The 20047-nt window shown below is 31.5% G+C and carries 16 protein-coding genes; 4 read left to right on the forward strand and 12 right to left on the reverse strand.

Annotation, left to right across the window (positions count from 1 at the left end):
* The first annotated feature begins 3 nt into the window (after window positions 1–3).
* Window positions 4–417, forward strand: a complete 414-nt coding sequence (locus Q0505_RS06720; RefSeq protein ID WP_299210457.1) for a DUF6691 family protein — start codon at window positions 4–6, stop codon at window positions 415–417.
* A 68-nt stretch (window positions 418–485) separates the two neighbouring features.
* On the opposite strand, the gene Q0505_RS06725 is transcribed toward Q0505_RS06720, so the two are convergent.
* The 3 genes from Q0505_RS06725 to Q0505_RS06735 form a co-directional block, all read right to left on the reverse strand.
* A complete protein-coding gene (locus tag Q0505_RS06725) occupies window positions 486–3251 on the reverse strand; it encodes a CHAT domain-containing protein (protein WP_299210459.1) in 2766 nt (921 codons plus the stop codon).
* A 120-nt stretch (window positions 3252–3371) separates the two neighbouring features.
* On the reverse strand, window positions 3372–4634 hold the full coding sequence (locus Q0505_RS06730) for a S8 family serine peptidase (RefSeq protein WP_299210461.1): 1263 nt from the start codon (window positions 4632–4634) through the stop codon (window positions 3372–3374).
* An 87-nt stretch (window positions 4635–4721) separates the two neighbouring features.
* Window positions 4722–7160, reverse strand: coding sequence for a trypsin-like serine protease (locus tag Q0505_RS06735; protein ID WP_299210463.1), 2439 nt, complete (start codon window positions 7158–7160; stop codon window positions 4722–4724).
* A gap of 250 nt (window positions 7161–7410) precedes the next feature.
* Between Q0505_RS06735 and Q0505_RS06740 the strand changes: the two genes are divergently transcribed.
* Window positions 7411–7965: an RNA polymerase subunit sigma gene (locus tag Q0505_RS06740; protein ID WP_299210465.1), complete on the forward strand. Its 555-nt coding sequence runs from the start codon at window positions 7411–7413 to the stop codon at window positions 7963–7965.
* Window positions 7966–7967: 2 nt separating this feature from the next.
* A complete protein-coding gene (locus Q0505_RS06745) occupies window positions 7968–8771 on the forward strand; it encodes a hypothetical protein (protein WP_299210467.1) in 804 nt (267 codons plus the stop codon).
* A gap of 200 nt (window positions 8772–8971) precedes the next feature.
* Here the strand turns inward: Q0505_RS06745 and Q0505_RS06750 are convergent, their stop codons facing one another.
* From Q0505_RS06750 to Q0505_RS06765, 4 genes are all read right to left on the reverse strand, one after another.
* The gene (locus Q0505_RS06750) at window positions 8972–9676 is read right to left on the reverse strand and encodes a 4'-phosphopantetheinyl transferase superfamily protein (RefSeq protein ID WP_299210469.1); all 705 of its coding nucleotides are present in this window, start codon (window positions 9674–9676) and stop codon (window positions 8972–8974) included.
* 240 nt (window positions 9677–9916) lie between these two features.
* Window positions 9917–10306, reverse strand: a complete 390-nt coding sequence (locus Q0505_RS06755; protein WP_299210471.1) for a hypothetical protein — start codon at window positions 10304–10306, stop codon at window positions 9917–9919.
* Between the two features lie 210 nt (window positions 10307–10516).
* Window positions 10517–10669, reverse strand: coding sequence for a hypothetical protein (locus Q0505_RS06760; RefSeq protein ID WP_299210473.1), 153 nt, complete (start codon window positions 10667–10669; stop codon window positions 10517–10519).
* A gap of 477 nt (window positions 10670–11146) precedes the next feature.
* On the reverse strand, window positions 11147–11302 hold the full coding sequence (locus Q0505_RS06765; RefSeq protein ID WP_299210475.1) for a hypothetical protein: 156 nt from the start codon (window positions 11300–11302) through the stop codon (window positions 11147–11149).
* 123 nt (window positions 11303–11425) lie between these two features.
* Here Q0505_RS06765 and Q0505_RS06770 point away from each other — a divergent pair, with 123 nt between their 5' ends.
* Window positions 11426–11653: a hypothetical protein gene (locus Q0505_RS06770; protein ID WP_299210477.1), complete on the forward strand. Its 228-nt coding sequence runs from the start codon at window positions 11426–11428 to the stop codon at window positions 11651–11653.
* Between the two features lie 211 nt (window positions 11654–11864).
* Here Q0505_RS06770 and Q0505_RS06775 read toward each other — a convergent pair whose 3' ends face one another.
* From Q0505_RS06775 to Q0505_RS06795, 5 genes are all read right to left on the reverse strand, one after another.
* Window positions 11865–12284, reverse strand: a complete 420-nt coding sequence (locus Q0505_RS06775) for a hypothetical protein (protein ID WP_299210479.1) — start codon at window positions 12282–12284, stop codon at window positions 11865–11867.
* Window positions 12285–12414: 130 nt separating this feature from the next.
* The gene (locus Q0505_RS06780; RefSeq protein WP_299210481.1) at window positions 12415–14742 is read right to left on the reverse strand and encodes a penicillin acylase family protein; all 2328 of its coding nucleotides are present in this window, start codon (window positions 14740–14742) and stop codon (window positions 12415–12417) included.
* Window positions 14743–14870: 128 nt separating this feature from the next.
* Window positions 14871–16544: a cyclic peptide export ABC transporter gene (locus Q0505_RS06785; RefSeq protein ID WP_299210483.1), complete on the reverse strand. Its 1674-nt coding sequence runs from the start codon at window positions 16542–16544 to the stop codon at window positions 14871–14873.
* Window positions 16545–16813: 269 nt separating this feature from the next.
* On the reverse strand, window positions 16814–17545 hold the full coding sequence (locus Q0505_RS06790) for a thioesterase domain-containing protein (RefSeq protein WP_299210485.1): 732 nt from the start codon (window positions 17543–17545) through the stop codon (window positions 16814–16816).
* 79 nt (window positions 17546–17624) lie between these two features.
* Complete coding sequence (locus Q0505_RS06795; RefSeq protein WP_299210487.1) at window positions 17625–20015, reverse strand: TonB-dependent receptor; 2391 nt, start codon at window positions 20013–20015, stop codon at window positions 17625–17627.
* Between the last annotated feature and the right edge of the window lie 32 nt (window positions 20016–20047).

The following is a 20047-nucleotide window of genomic DNA, read 5'->3' on the forward strand; positions in this document are numbered from 1 at the left end:
GCTATGAGAACAGTTATTTATTTAGGTATTGGAATCTTGTTTGGTATTACCATGTACAAATCTGAAGCGGCTTCTTGGTTTCGGATTTACGAAATGTTTACTTTTGAATCCTTTCACATGTATGGGATCATAGGCGCTGCACTTATCATTGGAGTTACGATCACACAACTTATAAAACGTTTTAATATCTCTTCTTTTTATGGAGAAAAAATAAACTTCATCCCTAAAGAAAAAGGATGGAAACGCTATCTTATAGGAGGTGTTATTTTTGGGTTAGGTTGGGCATTAGCAGGGGCTTGCCCCGGACCGATGTTTACGCTTATTGGTGCTGGATTTTTACCCATCTTGGTCGTTATTGCTACTGCAATTTTAGGAACTTTTTTATATGGTGTCTTTAAAGACAAGCTACCACATTAAAATTATTTATAAAAAGGTTTGGTACGCTTTCGCGAAAGCGTACTCAGAAAGATATGAACGGTAGAAAACTATCTTTTAAATTTTAGTATCAGCATACGTACGCTTATAAAGAATATGATAGCTATGCCTGCAAAAAGCAACCACTTAGTATACGAAAACGAGTCATAGAGGGCTTCATCACTCCCTACCAATGTAATAGCACTCCAATAATAAGGGCTTGCTTCGCTTGTATTTGCATGATTTTTTAAATAGGTGAGTTTTGCTTTTTGTAGTGCTTTTGATTTACGATCTCCTTGCTTAAGATTTCTATAAAATTGAGTTGTAATTTCTAAACTTGACTTTTCATTGATGTTCCATAAAGATCCTATCACACTCTTGGCACCTGCATTTGTAAACCCTCGCATAAGATTAAATACACCTTCTCCTTTTTGGAATTTCCCAGACAAGGTTTTGCAAGCATTTAATACCACAAGATCCTTTTGGTTTTTTAAGAAATAAAGTTCATTAAGAAATAAACGCTCGTCATACAGAGCGAGCCATGGACCTTCTGTACTCACGCCTCCATGCGTAGATATATGAATAATTGAATGATCTTCAAATGCTTTCATAAATGCGTTCTTATTTGCCGACTCCTGAGTGAATAATCTGTCTTCTAAAAAAGGAGTCATTTGCGCTAATTCATCGGCACTTTGCACTAATGGTTCTTGATAATTATCTTTGAATATAGATGGAATAATCCCTACAATGCTTTTTTGCTCTGGGGGTCTTAATAATTGTAATTGACTCTCTACAGAGAGAGAATATTTATATGAAATTTCGCTTTTCGTTATAAAATAAGACGCTGACAATGGTAGTTCTTTTGAAACGGATAGTGCTTCAAATGGTAAAGCGTGTAGATTTCCATCTGGAATAATAAAGATTCTTTTATCAAAAAGTACCGCATCCTTATTCTCAAAAGGAAACAGAATATCATATAGATTTTTAGCATTATTTTGATAGGCTACCCTATCTGATTGCTTATCAAAAGGCCTCTCTAATTGTTTCCGAAATGTTGTGATTCTATTGGTTAGCTCTGGAGTAGAAATTGTTAGCTTTTGTAGTACGATAGTCTCTTTGGTTACTAATAAAGCATAAGATAGGCTATCGCCTACGGCATAAGAAACGATGACTTCATTGTCTTCTAGGTCTTGTCTAATTTCAGAAATGGAAGGAATAGACAATCCTTGTTTATAAGAAAAATATGCAGGATATCTTTGCTCCAGAGAATCTATTAATGCTCTATAGTCTCTTTTAAGAGAAAACACCTCATTTTTAATTCGATCCTTATTTGTAAGATCTATTGTTTTTGACGATCCACTTATGAGATCGGTCTCTAGCTCTTTAATACTTCTCAATAAGCGATATTCTTTATCTATAACAGACGAAGGAATATTTGCTTTTTGTCGTGCAGATACATTTGTAATATTTTCTAGGAGTACTAATCCTTTATTTTTTTCTATATAATACAATGCCAGATCTGGCGTATTTAATTCATGAGCAATGTAGACGCCATTTAGGTATAAATTTGATGATTTTTCTCTCCAAGAAAGCTTGGATAGTTCTTCTCGGCTTTCTAAAAAGATATCATCTACTAAAGCATCTGCTAGCGCAATAATTTCTTTTGCTTTTACAATCGTATGTAACTCACGTGTTTTTTGATAATTAGCTATTAGGGCATTAGACAGGTCATTTAAGTATCCAAATACAATTGTTTTATAAGGTGAAATAGCTATGTTCTCTTGAGTGAGATAAGCATCTGGATGTACATTTGGAGCTACTCCTTCTATGGTTTGTAATGCTTTATAATAATAATTTAATGCTTTTTCAAGATTTCCTTGTTCTTGATACAAATCGGCAAGATTATTGGCAATAATACTTTTGTTAAGTGGATCTTTTTTTGAATATTTTTCTGCCTGAGTAAACGTAACTTCTGCTTTTTTATACTCCTTTTGTGCTTTATAAATAACTCCCAAAAGGTTATATGAGTTAAAAAGATGTACGGTATCTCTAGCTTCTTTGAGTAAGGTAATAGCTGCTTCTGTAGTCTGAAGCGCAATTGCATTACGTTTTTGAAAATGACGTATATACCCAATATTACCTAGCAACATTCCTTTTTGTTTTTTTGAGAATAAACTAGTATCTATCTGTTGTATCTTCAATAAATTTTTCTCAAAATCATCTACATACATACTATCATTAATACTCACATACGTACCTGAAATATTAATAAGTGTTTTTAGTTGAAGATCTGACCGATCTATTTCTTTAAAGATGTTTTCAGAAAACGAATAGTTTTCTAAAGCTCTTTGAAAGTCTCCAAGTTTATCATAAATATCTCCCCGCTCGCGATATGCGTTTCCTAGTCTAGACTCGTTTTGTGATGTTAGTGTTATTAATGTATCAAAGTATGCTAAGGCATTATCATATTCGGGATACTTAGAATAATGATGCATATATCCTAAGTTGTAGAGATTTCGTTTTATCTCTATAAGATTTTTTTCTTGACCTATTTGTTTACGTAAGTCATATTCTTTCTTAGCATAAAACTTAGCACTTTCCTTATCTTTAAGCATGGACCAATTCCATTTAGAAAATTCATAATAATAAGAGGCTAACTCTAGAGAATCAAAATTAGATTGATTTTCTAGAAACTGTTCTATTAATTTACTCTTTTGACTATTTTCTACAGGTAGAGATAGTATAGAATCATAAAACCCTAATTTCTTTTCCTGTCCATAGAGCGTAAACACAAGAAGTGATACTCCTATCGTAAGTATATTTTTAAGTTGTGACATGAATTAGGCTTAGTATGCTAAAGATAGTATATATAAGGGAAGGAATCCAAAGACTCCCTCCCCTGAGTTTGAAATAAATAGCTTACCTAAACCTAATTACTCAAACCTTACTATACATAACTAATCGATATATGATTGATACTTTAACATAGATAAATTACTATTGTGAGTAGCACTTTCTAAAATGTTACTTATCCATTTTTGAGGTGTATTTTCTATATCAAACAACGTACCTGCATACGCAGCGGTGTATGCGCTAGAATATGAAGTCCCATTTACTAATAGGTATTCTCCCAGAGCTATTTGAAAAGGAACATCTTGTCCAAGAGCTGCAATATCTACAGAATTTGGTCCAAAATTAGAAAAATGAGCAAGTCCAACGTCTAAAGGATTCGTATTTAGAGAGGCAACAGACATTAGATTATTTACTGGATATGAAGATGGAAAATGAGGAATCTCATCATTATTTTGATTTACATTTCCAGCAGATGTTGTAAGCAAAACTTTTTCTTGAGATTCTTCCATAAATCTATCTAAGATCTCTGTATTTGAATTGTTGTACCATCCAAAACTCATATTAATCATATCTACTTCTGGATTATTTAAAGCATATTTAAATCCGCAAAGGATATCAAAATAGTTGCCTTTTCCAGATTGGTCAAATACTTTAACAGGTAAGATTTGAAAGTTTATATTCTCGTCCATCAATTTTTCATAAATAAGACTAGAAATGACTGTTCCATGCCCGAAATCATCAAAAGGATCATTATCTTGATTTACAAAGTCCCACCCTATATAATCTTCATACCCATTATCATTACAACTAGTACCACTTACGGTTGTATTAAATAAGAAAGGTTGTGTAAATCCAAAATAATTATAATCAATTCCTGTATCTAAAATAGCAATAGTCAACTCATTATTACTAGCGACTTGTTTTGTTAAACCTATCGAAACATCTGCAGCACCGAATGCCACTCCCAGCTTTTGAGCAGTATGTTCTATCAAATTATTAAACTCTATTCCTTCTAATCCTGAGTTATCTTTATTTCCTAATACAACTTCTTCTATATGTATGCCTTCTGGAATATATCCGTTCTTATCTATTTCAAATTCCCATAGTTCAAGTGTCGGATCTGCACATTCACATTTTTTAAAAGATGTTACGTTATTAAGTGCTCGCATTTCTTGCTTTTGTAACTCAGAAAGTGATGTATCGTATTGAATAACTATCTCATTATTAAAAGATCCATATTTAGGGCTTTTATTTTTATTGGTATCTATAGATACGTTTTCACTTTCTATAGCTTCTTCATTAATTTCTTCAACTTGACAACTAACAATTAGGGTCGCCACTGTCATTAGCGTGAATAATTTTTTCATAATTTTTTGTTTTAATAATTAGGTTTAGGATTTTTTAAAAAATGGGTTCAAGACAAGCTTGAACCCATTGATATAATTATATGACAATTAATTTTTAACAATAACTTTCTTTGAAATTACTTGTGTATCTGTTTTAAAAGTTATAAAATAAATTCCAGTTTTTAATGTTCCTGCAGCATTCCATTGAGCTGTTGCTTCTAGGTCTCTCTTTGAATTTATAGTAAATGAATGAATTTTTGTTCCGTAAACATTATAAACTTCTACACTAACTTGTGTATCTAAACTTGTTTCTACTGTAAAATTCATATCGCCTCTGTTAGGATTTGGAGAAATTGCAACGTTTACAAAATTATCATTTTCTAGTGCTTTTATTGGATAGAAACATTGTGAGAATGATGCTTGAGATTGTGTACCGTCTTCACAAAAGGCAGTTACTCGCCAAGCAAAACATCTACTCTGTAAACCATCTGGTACAACAACACTGTTTGTTGATGTTGTTATAGGCACAATAGATACTGGTTTAGTACATTCACAAAAAGGTTGTGGCTCACCGCCGGCTGGAGAACTTACGATGTAGTATGCTGCACCTGGCACAGGATCCCAAGTTAAGGTATCAGCAACAACTTGAAGATTTGAAGGTGTCGCCAACTCTTCACATTTTGGCAAAATCTCTTCTAAAAAACTACAATCGATTTCAGCGGCTTTTACATTGGCATACTCCTCTGGACTTTTACCTTCTTTTTGATATTGTACTTGTGCATAACATATCTCTCCACATTCGGTAATTACTTTATGTACTATTGTATAATATAAATCAAATGATGCATCATTATATAATAGGAATGTATTATCACCTGTTGTGGTTACTTGGCTTTCTAACGTATAAGGACCTCCTTCTTCGTTAGGGCTTGAAATTACATACCATTCATGTGTTGCGTCTAAAAACTCATACCCTTCATAATTTCCTATCCAGAAATTATAATTAAAGTCTACTCCTAATGAAAAATCAGCTTCATTAAAATCTTCACAACAATCTATAATTTCAAAATTATGCTGTAATGATACCCAACCACAATTAGGATCATTGATCGCTAGTTTTACAGAATACGTCTCGCCTACCTGAAAGGTAACAGGGTTTTCAGGATCATTTTCAAATAGATCAGTGATATTTACAAAATCTGGAGAGCCAGAAATCCATCCTGCTCCAGAAATCCAGTCATACTCTCCGTTACTATCTACAATCCAGAGATCCATAAAGTAGTTACTCGTATTTAAAGTTGCACTCCCATTTACAAATACATCTTCTCCTATACAAAATTGAGTTTTGTCATTTCCATTTTCATCTTCATAATGATATGCAACAGAGTCTGGCTCTATAATCGTAAAGTTATGTTGTAATGATACCCAACCGCAATTAGGATCATTGATCGCTAATTTTACAGAATACGTCTCGCCTACTTGAAAAGTTACAGGATGCTCTGGATCATTTTCAAATAAATCTGTGATGTTTACAAAGTCTGGAGAGCCAGAAATCCATCCTGCTCCAGAAATCCAATCATACGCTCCGTTATCATCTACGATCCAGAGATCCATAAAATAGTTGTTTGTATTAAAGGTATTACTACCGTTTACGAATACATCTTCTCCTAGACAAAACTCTGTTTGGTCATTACCATTTTGATCTTCATAATGATAATCTACAGTATCTGAACAGCAATCATTTACATTAATATTAGTATCTATAAAACCAGAGAGGTTACGCACATTGGCATAGATTGTAGGGAAATCATCCCTATCACATCCTCCCCAACTAGAGACTCCTATAAGTACTGCATCACCACCGCGACCTAATACTGCGGGGCCTCCACTATCTCCAGGACCTGCTGCAATTCCTTGTTGCCAAAATGCAATCATAGAGTTGCCCACAGCTGTATTATTAGTAGGACCACAGCCATTGCTATTATCTCCCATTAAAATTCCTGCTGTAGCATTATCAATAATTGGTAGTGACGCACCAAGAAGGTTATTATTACAGCAACCACCACCCGAATCTCCCCAACCTGATATAAATCCAGTCTCTCCAGCCGCAACATCTGCTGCAGTGGTATTTGTGGGTGTGGCGTACTCTATGACACGTACGTCTTCATTTAGCTCTAGTGGTCTTTCTAAGCGTAGTAAGGCTATATCATTCACCAACACCCCATTAGCTACTCCAAAATTTGGATGAATAATAATTTCTGCAACATCAATTCTTTGCCCGATACCATTATTAGTTTGGTTTGTAGCACCAGCATGTACAACTAAATCTGCTGGATTTGTGTTATCATCTACACAATGACCTGCCGTTACAATCCACTCACAATCAATAATAGTTCCTCCACAGCCGTGACCTCCGTTTATTTCAATAGAAACTTGATAAGGTGCATCTCCTATGTCTATAGCTTGTCCACCAAATATTCTTTGATCTTGAGCATATAATTGTAGTGATGCAATTAAAAACCCGATTACAATAATAATTTTTTTCATAATACCTTGTTAGTTTCGTTTTCCCTACTCTTTTTAGGCTTTTCGGATGACGCCTCTAAGAATCGATTCAACTTAAAGAGCATGATTTAAAAAAGTGTTACCCCTATTTTTTAAGAAATTTTTATGAAGTTCTGAGACTAAAACAACTCAACTATGTTTCTAATATGTAATAGGCATCAACTTTTATAAATTTTGGCGCCTATTTTTTTTTAAGTAAATTTAATCGATCCACAACAGGGGGATTTATTTTATGAAAAAAACAAATGATCCGTTTATTCAAGATTTCTTACAAGGAAATCCAAGTGCCTTCAAAAAAATATATACCGAATCTTTTCCTAAAATACAACGCTATATCATAAGCCGAAATGGCTCTAAAGTAATTGCCGAAGATATTTTTCAAAATGCATTGACATTGCTTTTTGTGAAATTGAAAAATGAGGAATTACAGATACAGTCTTTTGAAAATTATCTTTTTACTATTTGTAAAAATCTCTGGAGAAGAGAATGTTCAAAAAACAGGGTAACAAATCATCCTTTAGATACTCTCGTAGATGAAAGTGTAGATCTCGCTATGTTTTCTATAGAGCAAAATCAGTGGGATTTATATAAAGAAAAGTTTAGGGAGCTATCTGATAATTGTAAAAATTTATTAAATAGCGTATTTAATAAAATAGCCTATCGTGATATTATGATAGCATTAGGATATGCCTCCGAAGGAGTTGTAAGACAACGTGTCTTTAAATGTAAATCTAAACTGATAAAGCTCATTAAGAAAGATAAAAGATATAGACGCCTCAAACAGTGATTATGGAGAAAGACGAATCAGAATATGAACTTATAGCACGCTATTTTAATAATGGCATGACAAGCGAGGAGCAGCTTTCTTTTGAAGAACGCTTACAAAACTCTTCTTCTCTTCGAGAGTGGGTAGAAATTTATAAAGACTTAGATCGTGTGCATGATGAAAAAGACTGGATATATTTTAAGGGGGATCCTGAGGTGTTAAAAAAAGAACTCGCTCTATTTCAATCTAAAGAAGCCAAGGTGTTTTCTAATCGATTAAAAACATGGAGACAAGAACAAAAAGAAGATACCTCTAAGATCAAAAAATATTGGTTGAGACCATTAATCACTGCGGTAGCGGCTACCTTACTAATTGCTGTTTTTTTGCTGTATCCTAAAAATGATGACCTACCTTCTTTATATAATCAATATAATAATTGGAATGATTTACCTTCTCTTACTGTAAAAGGAACAGATAAAAATACAGTGGCTCAATTAGAACGTAGTTTTAAATCTGAAGATTATCGAGATGTTATAAAACGTGCACAAGTCTTGCTAAAAACTCCAAATAATGCAACTCCCCAAATACGTTTATACCAAGGAGTCTCTTATATAGAAGTAGCATCTTATGATGAAGCAATAGCGACTTTCAATGCCTTAATACAAAGTGATGCTATAGATTTTCATAAAGGATATTGGTATAAAGCTTTGGTATTTTTAAAACAAGGACAAAAAGAGAATTGCCAGAAGGTTTTAGAGATTATAGTCGCAAATCCTACCTATTTCAAGCATCAGGAAGCCAAACGTTTATTGAAAAAACTAAATTAAAATATTGTTTTTACAATACGTCGATTAATTAGATATATAATAGATGTCTGGTAAATCTCTTTTTTATGCTTTCGCGAAAGCGTATATCTTACCATACAACAATAGTGAACATTTCTATAAACAAAAAAACTCACACCTACAAACTCCAAGTTTTGGAATTTGTAAATGTGAGTTTCTCATTATACACAATGTGCTACTGCTTAAAATACCACACGCATTTCTTGTACTTTTTTTAATTTATTTTTTGACGTTATGGAGCAATATTTATTATCCATTTTAAAGCTTTTTGTATACCAAGTGTCATCTTCATACCTAGTGGACTCTTGACGAATCTCTATTTCTCTAAGCGGAATAGACATTCCTTTACCCACTGCTTTAATGACAGATTCTTTTTTGGTCCAATACTTATAAAAAGTATCCAACCCTTGATTTTCAATATCTTCTAGTTCATCATGCGTAAATACATCTTTAAATAGGTCGAACTCAATATCGTTAATCTCTTCAATATCTACACCTATTTCTTGTTTGCTAAATACGCAGACAACGGTATTACCGCTATGAGAAATATTAAAGTTAAAGTTACTATCTACCATATATGGTTTCCCATAATTATCCTTAAGAATCTTCTCAAACATAAAAGCATTATACCCAAATAGGTAGGACCCCATGTAGACCATAAGTTTGCCAAAGAGACAGTTATAGCGGTCATCCCATCTTCTGTATTTAAGGACTTCTTCTTTAAATTTTTGAGGTAAGAATTCTAAGTAGTACTTTAAAATATCCTGACCTATATTTCCATCTGCCGAATATTGAAATAAATAATACTCATCTTCTCTCAAATCTATCTGGGGAATAGATTTAAAATCACTAAAAGCTACGTTGTATGTTGTGTTTTGTGTGATCATGATAAATACGTGTAAGAAAACCATTCCTGTAAGAATATGCCCTTATGGTGTGGTTTTGTATTAAACTTTTTCAAAATGTTATATTTCTTTTTCAATACTTACAAATAAAGGTATTGAAGACTAATAGCACTGACTATTCTTAAGTATAGACTGCCAGCGTATTTATTTATTGCTATGAATTTACATAGCAACTCTATCGGTATTATTGGGTAATATTATATGGGATAATATATGCTTATACTATAATAAGTTTTTGATGTAGGCACCTTCTATTTCCATATACTGGATTAATGTTGTTATATCATAAATACAATTACTCACCTCAAGTTTGGTAAGGATCTTTTCAAGTGTATTTCTAATTTTAATGCTTGCGTCTGTATGACCAAATTGCCCTTTGGACTTATGTACTGCTACATGAACAAAAGCAAAATTCCAGAGTAATTGAGTAAACTTAAAAGAACTTGATTCATCTAGTAGTATGTTATTAATTCTTTTAAAGTTGCCCTCCTCATCTATTAATACTAAAAAATGGTTTCCTAGGATATTAATATGATCTTGTTTAATTTCTAAAATTTCTGGAATTACTTCTCTTACTATAATTTCTGGCGCATATTCTAAATCAACATTCATAGTGTTATGGTTTTATTATATTATTATTTCATAATAGGAAGATCGTTTTAGTGAAAATTTTTAAAAAAGATATTTAGATATTATAAGATAATATCTAGGCGTATTGAAATAACTTCACTAAACGCATACCTTCTCTGTGTTTATCTTGATCGTATTCGCCATTGGTAAAATACTTTTACCAGATTTACGTAAAATTCTTATAAATGTTTTTTACGACGTGTATATTAATGCGCTTTTTAAAGGGCATAGTATTTCTTTAGAACCAGCTTCTAAGGTTAGTTTTCCTTGTTTGATGAGACTTAATTTACGTCCACAAATGCCTCCTGTTTGGGCACACTTACATTTTGATTTAGATTTTTCCATGTTGATTTGTTATTTAATAATTAAAATGTTGTTTGTGTAATAATAAAAGGATCTCAGTACTTATTAAGTATCTGATTAACAGGGTTTTTTATTAAGAATAGAATACGTGTATGGTTCGCTTTCGCGAAAGCGTATTCGTGAAACACATTGTATATAATATGCAGGCTATTTCATTTATAAAAATATGTATAGAGTGGTTTCTTAACCAATGCAAGTTATTCGGTATAGTATCAAGATCCTTTATTTACATTAAGATTGATTGGATTAAAATAGGGTGTATTAGGTATCATTGACTAGCTTAAGATGTATGTGTTTGATAATTCGTTTGAGCTTGATCACTTTGTGTTGCAAAGTCCATCTGTTCCTCAATAATTTTGATCTTATTAAGCCTAGACATAGTGTGCTTTCTTAGCATCAGTTTAATTGTTTTTATAAGGTATTTGTTACTATTGTTGTGTCTTGTAACTAGACACGCATTTAACAATAGCTAGAGTGACAGCTTCTATCAAAACCTGTATAACTCATATCGCTTTCTGCATCTAATGGCATATTTCCTGCTGTAATGGTAATACTGTGTAATCTTGTAATGGTTTGCTTTTTGAGTGACAGTGTTTTTAGTTTATTTGTTTTCATAATATGAATTTTTAAATGTGATTAAGAAATAATTTATATTGACATTTATTTACAGTGTAGGATTATAAACACCTGCTATTTTTGTTTCAAGACTCTTTTTTAAACAGAAAGTTTGTTAAGTTTTTGATTAAAATATTTGTAGATTACTTGGCTTCTTCTAAAGTCTTATTTATTGAAATTGAAGAAAATAAAGTTCCCAACTTATGCCCTGCTAAGAAAAGTATAGAAACATTTAAGGCATTAAAAAGAGGGAAAATAAAGTATAAAGAATATGCTGGCAATCCAAAGCTATTCAAAATAGACCCCGTATATAAAACACGAGATTCGTATATAAAAAATACAATTACATAGACTATAAATGTCAAGATAAAGCTCCTCCAAAAGAAACTTTTGCTTTTCATAAAAAAGGATGTTACTATTCCTACTAAAATGGTGCCTAGCACTAAAAAGGTATAATTAGGTATGATAAATTGTAACCCTATAATGATTATGTATGGCAAATAATTAAATAGATATTTCATAAGTTAACAGTTAAAGAGATATAAATTATTAATTTTTTTTCTTAGCAAGCACTATTTACGATAGTATATGGGCTCATAAGTTCTTTGATATAATCCCTCTCATCTTCTATAAGCTTCACTACTGTTTTGATATCTTCATAAGTATCACTTTTCTCAAGATTATAAATCGATGTTATTAAAAGTTTTACTACTTTCTCCCTTAACTCCAATGTATCATGTTGAGAATTAAATTTTTGAAATTTCTTGTTTAAAAAATTAAGGCTCCAAAGTAAATAGGTAAGCCTTGAAGATGTTTTTTCATCAAGTCTAATATTATTAATTTCTACAAGATCTCCCCTTTCATCTACCAATAATGGGAATCCAATTCCAAGTATATGAATAAGGTTTTTTTCTATTTTTAATACCTCTGTAATATTATTATCTAAGATGTGATTTGATAAAAATTCTAAGTTACTATTCATGATTTCTACGTTTTTAGTTTATACTTTGATTTTCGCTCATTACTAATGTTGGATATTTATAGTACTGGATACTAGAAATTCTTTTTAGTATTGATTTTATGAAGTACAGCTCTAATGAGAGCTACCTCCTTTATTTGAAGGATATTATATTCTCAATATTTTTTAATTGATTAGGATTTTTTTCAAATTGAGCTTCTTTATGCTCACCATCTCTCCATAATTGCAATTGATCTTTATAATGAATAGAGTTTACATGACCGCTTTGTCCTCCTGCAAGAACAGTGAATGCTTTTACTTGATCTTTTTTCATATAATATACTGCTCGGTACACTGGATGAATACTTCCTGTATTTAGATTTATAGTATTTGAATTACCGCTTGCATCATTTATCTCTTCTCCGAGTCCTGGTATAGAAAGTATATTGTCAATACTAAAATTTGATATCTCGCTATAGGTCGTACCTTCCCACTGATCCCCAAAATGTTTGGTTAATATCGAATCTGCTTTAGTCAAAATGACATTTACTTGTTCTTGTTTAGATATGTCTCCTGATAACTGATATTGATCATCTTTAAGATATTTTACATAATATTTAAATGATGGAACAAGTTTTACTTTAAGTTGATTCCGTGCAAATTTTTGAGATTCAATTGTGGTCATGATTCTTACAGATTCATATACTAAAGCCTCTTTACTATTAGAAGTCATTGTACCATCCCATTGATTTAGAATATCAACAATCTTGGTGTTTTCTTGATTGATTTTATACTTTTCTAATAGACTTTTAAAATCATTGAATGAAAGATCTACTTGATCAGATTGCATTTTTTGAATTTCTTCTAGCTTCCAATCATCATTATTTTCTAATAGGTTATAAATTCTCTCTACTCTATAATCATCTTTTAATCCATGATGACCAAAGTAAGCGTCATTTTGTATAGGCTGTTGATTTGCGGAGAGTAAGAACTTTTTATCGGGGTTATACGTTTTCCATAGTGTATCTATAGATTTTATCTGAGTATATGGTAATGATCCATCTAGTAAACCTCCTCTATAATTTTGCCCTCTATCTGGCAACTTTCCTGCGCAAACAATTCCTATATTATCTTCTACATCACTGTATATAAAATTTTGAGGCGGGTATCCATAGTCTTTTAAAGCATTTGTGAAATTATCCCAATTTTGACTCTTCATCATTTTATACATCGATTCAATGGAGTAGCTCTTATTGGAAGCATACCAATGTTGTGCATAATATTGATCTCCTTCTTTAATTACTTTACCATGCACTGTGTTATTTTGAATCATTGTATAATCATCATAGCCTTTTATTTTGATGGTATATTCCTTTTTTACAAATGGCACCCATTCTCCTTCATAATAATATGAGTTATCATCTTTTACTTTTAAATGGTACCTATCTATAAGATCCCACTCACCATTAGTAATACCCCAAGAAATAGCATCATTATGCCCACTTATTATTACAGGTACCCCAGGTATAGAAAATCCATAAACATTTAAAGATCCATATATCAAGTGAGCTTCATAAAATGCCTCTGGAAGTGATAGTAATAAATGAGGATCATTAGCTAGCATTGTAGCCTGATTATTTGTTTTTGTTTTACTAAGCGCCCAATTATTGCTTCCTACACCTTTATGAAATTGATTAGGATTCGAAAACTCGTTTATATTATTTTGTACTACAACCGTTTCTTCATATTGTGCCATAGCTGTATCTTGAACTATAGTGTGAGTAGAAGGTAAAATTGTTTTTAACCCTTCTGGTTGCATTGGGAAAAAGTATTTTTTCTCTTTTTCAGGTAGTGATGTAACCATCTCTTGATGCATCACATGCTGATCAAAATAGGTAAGGGTATAACTCATATACCAAGTCACTAATAATGAGTATTGAGGTTTCCACATTTGAGGTTGTGATCCTATAGCCTTATAAAGCGGGTCTGTACTTTTATGATTAGTTAGATATTCATTAACTCCATCTGTATATGCCAATAAGTATTCATAAAACTCGGGAGATTTTTCTTTATAGGTTTCTAGTAATTCTTCTGACTTACGCTCAAACTCATAAGGTTTCCAAAAACTATCAGAATCTAAGGTCTTATCTGACAATATCTCAGACATACGCCCTTGTACTGTTCTGGTTATTAATTCCATTTGGAAGTACCTATCTTTTGCATGCATAAAGCCTAATCCAAAAGCAGCATCGTTTTGATTATTACTATAAATGTGAGGAATTCCTAGATCATCTATATACATATTAGGTTTATAATCACTCTCATAATTATTGATTCCATTTTCTTCTATTGGAACAGATAATAATCCCGTTTTATAAGAAAGTAACTCTCCTACAGAATTAAATGGTTTGAGTTTATAATTTGTAGCATATATCCATACAATGCATAACACTAAAATAAGTGCTGTTTTTACTAGTTTCATGAGTATATAATTAAGAATTAATAAAAAGCCTGTTTTATAACGATTATAAAATATAACCGTCATAAACTTGATAAAATCTTTATCAATTTCTGGCTCTTAAAATTTTAAAAAAAGTTTGTTGGCATGAATTAACTAAGAGACATAGAGCTAAACATTGGTTCCAATTCTTGTTTTTGGAATTCTACAAGTGTGCCATATTCCATTTTCAATAAACGATCAGCTTGATCATAGTACTTATCATCGTGGGTTATTGCAATTACCGTTTTATCATGTTCTCTTACAATCTCCGGGATAATTTCTGTGTAGAATTTATGTCTGAAATAAGGATCTTGATCTGCCGCCCATTCGTCTAAAACCAATATCGGTCTATCTTCGATCAATGAACTAATTAGTGCCAGACGTTTTCTTTGTCCTGTAGATAAATCAATACTAGAAAATTTACCGTCTTTTAATGTTACCTTTTCTTCCAGCTCAAATAACCTAAGGAAATAATTTACTTTTTCTACATCAACATTTTTGATTCCGTAAAACTCATCAAAAAGATAAAAGTCACTAAAAACAGGAGAAAATAACTCTTTAATACTATCTATATTTTCCTCAGCAACTACATGACCATCTATATATGCATCTCCTTTATCTAAATCATAGAGTCTTAACACTGTATTTATAAATGTCGTTTTTCCGGCTCCGTTACCTCCGTGAATGAAGATTACATCATTTCTATTTATAGTTAAGTCTATAGGACCTACAGAAAATTTATCTTCACCGTAAGAAAAAGAATAATCCTTTAATCCAAATACATTAAAATCATAGAACTTACCTTTTTCTTTGTCTTCTATACCATCATTATATTCCATTTGTTGAAGATCCCTTTTTAACTTGTTCATTTTACCTAATGAAACCTTTGCCTGATTCATTGAAGGCATAAGTGTCATCACACTCACAATAGGCCCCAATAAGTATAACAATATGAGAACAAAGCTTATTGTTATATCAATTGGAAGGTCTAATAAACTACCTGAATAAATAAGAACAAATGTGATCAAACCGTAAAAAAGAATTTGGCTTACCAACTCACTATTTACATAGTGAACAAATGCTTTTGTGTATGTTTTTTCTCCTTTATCAACAATCGTAACAAGTTTCTCATTATAAATACCAAAACCCTTATCTAGATTTACATTAATTTCTTTTGACCCTTCCATAATACTATTAAAAGTTTTCATAAAATCACCTTCTAACTCTCTAGCTTCTTTTAGTAGTTTGTCGCTTTTACGTGATCTAAGGAGATATATACCAACTCCTACAGCAATAATTCCTATACTTAACCCAAACAGGCTTAATGACAAATATGCCATATACACAAAACTGGCTATAATTAATATAATAGATGAGAAAAATGTAATCACAGATAATGATGCATTTGTGATACTATGTACATCTGAAGTCAATGTTGCATAAATCTGATCTTTAGACTCCTGTAGACTTCTATAAGGTGCCTTAATTACTAGCTTCATAACATCTTTTCTCATGTTACAGAAGATTCTTTGTGACAGGCTAATAACACCTTCAGAAAGCCATCTTCTTGTCACAAAAAAGACTGCTATAGCAGCTATAAACATATATAAATAATTGTCATCTTGTGGGATTTCTGGGTTTATAGACATACTGATAACCTTGTTTATTACAGTAATAAAAGCAAAGCCAGACATTCCAGATATAATTGCTAATATCGAATACCCTATAATTGATTTTATAGGAATCATTTTCGATTTACTCATTTCTATTAAGTCATTTTTCATTTGTAAATAATTTATGTGGTTATATAATAATTTTATTTTTTTTCGCTTTCGCGAAAGCATTATTAGTCTACACTACAAGTAAATGCAGCATGGATTATTGTTATTTTACCTTGATTAACAGAAGATTACGGCTGTAATACTATCTTTTATTACTCATATCAAATAGCCGTTATACAGCTGTATATTAAATAGCTAGTTGCTTTGAGATACTAATTGGGAGGGGTACCAATTTATTAATGATTGTGTAGTGATCGTTTTTGTATGAGCAATTATAAAATACTAGGTTGTAAATATTCTTCATAGCAATTTTTTATAATCTCAGAAAGCTCTTTACATTGTTTATGTATAAAGAAATGATTACCCTCAAGTATTTTATATTTAAAGTTTGATAGTGTAAATCGCTTCCAGTTTTCAATTTGAGCACTTGTTTTTTCTTCAGTACCCATTATAGCATATATAGGCACTTGCAATTGTATACCTTCTTCTGAGTATTCATCTTTTTCTAGCACTTCAAAATCTGCTCTCATGATAGGCATAAAGAAAGAGTACAATTCTTCATTCAGGAGAACTTCTTCAGGCACACCTCCTAACTCTCGAAGCTCTTCTTTGAACTCTTCATCGTTCATTAGGTAACGTTTCTTTTTTTGTTTTTCTGGATCCTCATCGTCATAAGTGACTCCAGGACCTGCATTACCAGAAACAATTAGGGATAAAGGTTGATCACCTAATTTTTGCATTTTATGAGCTACAGATAAACCTAGTGTAGCTCCCATACTATGACCAAAAATACAGTAAGGAGCATTATTTCTCATAAGAGTAATTTGCTTCACATAGTCTTGAATGGTTTCTTTTTTTGTTTTAAGAGCTAGTTCTTCAAAACGCTTACCTCTCCCAGGTAATTCTAAAGGTATTACTTGTATATCTTGAGAAAGATATTGTTTTAAAAAATCAAATGAGTATATACTTCCGCCAGCAAAGTGTAATAAAAATAACTGTATCATTTTGTGATTTTAGTTTAATTAATAAATCTTTTTTTTAAGCTTTATTTTTATATCTAAAAACAATATTTACACATTGTCTTTAGTTCCCGCTTCTTCCTTTCTCTTCTTGATTACCCACAGGGCGTTCTCTTACATTGATTTTATTATTCCCAAAACTATAGGATAACGATAACCTTAAGAATCTACTACTATTATTTTCATTATACACTTGTGTTACACCGTTTACGTTTGATGTGAAATCTCTAAGAAAAGCTGAGTTAAAAACATCATTTACAAGTAAAGTTGCTTGTAAATCTTTATTAAGAAAGCTTTTACTCAAACCTATGTTTAGACCAGACATATATCCAAATTCATAAAGACCTCTTTCATAAGAAGAGCTATACATATAATCTACCTGTAGTTTTGTAGTATCTCCTAATGAGAATGTGTTATTTGTTGAAAAAAATAATTGAGCACTATTTATTGGGGTGGCATTAATATCACTTTCGAATTGAGTATCAGACCCAAGTAGGTATAGTAAATTGCGACTTTGCCACCAAGATGTCCATTTGTTGGTATAATTTGCTCCTAAACCAAAATAATATTCTTTAAAATAGTTTTGTTTTGTGATAATTTGAGTGTTATTATCTGTGTTTGCAGTAAATACAACTCCAAAACCATCGGTTGCTACATTTAGAAAAGCATTAATTCTTAACTTTCTTTTAAAAATGTAAGTAAAATCAAAATTATCACTAAAAGAAGGTTGTAAAAAGGGATTTCCTTCAGAAAAACTTGTACTGTTAATATATACTCTAAAAGGATTAAGGTCTACAAAACTTGGTCTGTTAATTCTTTTTCCATAATTAAAATTAAAACCATGATTATCACTTTTTTGATAGGAAAGGTAAACTGTAGGAAATAATTTTACATAATCATTTTCAGTCGTTTGATCTAATGTTCTTGAAAACCCTTCTGTCTGTGTACTTTCTAGTCTAAGACCAACTTGAGCGCTAAGCTTTTTATTAATATTTTTAGAGCCACTCACATAAATCGCTTGATTATTTTCTTCGTATTCAAACGTATTAGATTGATTAGTGTCTAGAACGGGTGTTCCAGAAGTAGTATCAAAAAATTCTATATCACTTTCACTATTTATATAACTAATTTTACCTCCATAAGACAAATTCACAAACTCTAATGGATGCTCTATATCTACAATCGTACTAAAATTAGTTATATCTTGATCTGATGCGTTTATTGCAGATAGGTCTGTATCTATTAATTGAAAATCTGGAGTGAAGTTTTGCGCTAGAAAAGTGTTACTTGTTTTAGAATTAAAATCAAAATAGTCTACATCTACAGATATTTCTCTTCCTAAAGTATCTAATTTTGTAATTGCGTGAACATTGTATGAGTTACCTCTATTCTCCCTATCCTTAAATCCATCTGTTATTAAAAGAGATTCAACTTGATTTGATGTATTATTAATAGCAATATTATTTACAAATGCTCCGTCAGGTGTACTATAATTTCCTGAATATTGTGCTCCAATTGTAGTATTATCACTAACATCATAATCTAAAGTAACACGCCCCGTGACATTATCTCTCTTTTCTTTTTCATCTCCTTTTAATATCCAAGGACCCGTTGGAAAAAATATATCTAAATCTCCTTGGTTTCTTACATCTCCTGTTCTAGCACTAGCACTTAAAGAAAGTCTAAACTTATTTTTGTCATAAAAAAAGTTATTGCGTAGTGTATAAAAATTAAAAGTGTTTTGATCATAAACTAAAGAAGTCGTATTCTTCCAAGAATCTCGAACCCCTTTTTTAAGGTTTATATTTATTAACCCTCCATCACCAGCTGCGTCATATTTTGCAGGAGGGTTTGTGATGATCTCTATACTTTTAATATCACTAGCTGAAATAGAATTTAAATAGTTTGTTAAATCATCTCCCGATAGTTCAATGATTCGTCCATTTATCATAATTCGTGAAGATCCTTTTCCTAATAAACTAATATTACCATTTTGAACAACCAGTCCTGGTGCTACATTAAGAACACTCATAGCATCACCTCCTGTTGCAGAAATGTTATTTTCCACATTAAAGATTAATCTATCTGCCTTATATTCTATCATCTTTCTTTGTCCAGTAACGATTACTTCGTCAAGTCCCTCTGAAGCAGGACTTATAATAATACCTTCAACTTCCATATCAGACTGAACATCGATTTCCTTGGTCCATGTTTCATAGCCTAAAAAGCTTACAGTTAATTCATATTTTCCAGATGGAACAACCATAGAAAAAGCTCCTAATTCATCACTAATAGTACCTCCTTTTAATTCTTGAGAACTATCCCTAAGAATTACATTTGCAAATGCAATACTAACTTCTGTATCTTTTTCTTTAATAACTCCTTGGAGTGTATTTTGAGAAAAACTAAAGAAGGGTAGTAGAGATACTATTATTAAAAAGCTTATTTTTTTCATAATTTATATTTTATATTATTTTGAGTATTACT

The sequence above is a fragment of the uncultured Dokdonia sp. genome (assembly GCF_937910895.1).
Classification (GTDB): Bacteria; Bacteroidota; Bacteroidia; order Flavobacteriales; family Flavobacteriaceae; genus Dokdonia.

Coding starts and splice junctions, on each gene's coding strand:
- Q0505_RS06740 (WP_299210465.1), top strand. CDS start 7,411: ATGAAAAAAACAAATGATCCGTTTATTCAAGATTTCTTACAAGGAAAT.
- Q0505_RS06720 (WP_299210457.1), top strand. CDS start 4: ATGAGAACAGTTATTTATTTAGGTATTGGAATCTTGTTTGGTATTACC.
- Q0505_RS06750 (WP_299210469.1), bottom strand. CDS start 9,676: ATGATCACACAAAACACAACATACAACGTAGCTTTTAGTGATTTTAAA.
- Q0505_RS06790 (WP_299210485.1), bottom strand. CDS start 17,545: ATGATACAGTTATTTTTATTACACTTTGCTGGCGGAAGTATATACTCA.
- Q0505_RS06775 (WP_299210479.1), bottom strand. CDS start 12,284: ATGAATAGTAACTTAGAATTTTTATCAAATCACATCTTAGATAATAAT.
- Q0505_RS06755 (WP_299210471.1), bottom strand. CDS start 10,306: ATGAATGTTGATTTAGAATATGCGCCAGAAATTATAGTAAGAGAAGTA.
- Q0505_RS06730 (WP_299210461.1), bottom strand. CDS start 4,634: ATGAAAAAATTATTCACGCTAATGACAGTGGCGACCCTAATTGTTAGT.
- Q0505_RS06745 (WP_299210467.1), top strand. CDS start 7,968: ATGGAGAAAGACGAATCAGAATATGAACTTATAGCACGCTATTTTAAT.
- Q0505_RS06795 (WP_299210487.1), bottom strand. CDS start 20,015: ATGAAAAAAATAAGCTTTTTAATAATAGTATCTCTACTACCCTTCTTT.
- Q0505_RS06785 (WP_299210483.1), bottom strand. CDS start 16,544: ATGAAAAATGACTTAATAGAAATGAGTAAATCGAAAATGATTCCTATA.
- Q0505_RS06725 (WP_299210459.1), bottom strand. CDS start 3,251: ATGTCACAACTTAAAAATATACTTACGATAGGAGTATCACTTCTTGTG.
- Q0505_RS06765 (WP_299210475.1), bottom strand. CDS start 11,302: ATGAAAACAAATAAACTAAAAACACTGTCACTCAAAAAGCAAACCATT.
- Q0505_RS06780 (WP_299210481.1), bottom strand. CDS start 14,742: ATGAAACTAGTAAAAACAGCACTTATTTTAGTGTTATGCATTGTATGG.
- Q0505_RS06735 (WP_299210463.1), bottom strand. CDS start 7,160: ATGAAAAAAATTATTATTGTAATCGGGTTTTTAATTGCATCACTACAA.
- Q0505_RS06760 (WP_299210473.1), bottom strand. CDS start 10,669: ATGGAAAAATCTAAATCAAAATGTAAGTGTGCCCAAACAGGAGGCATT.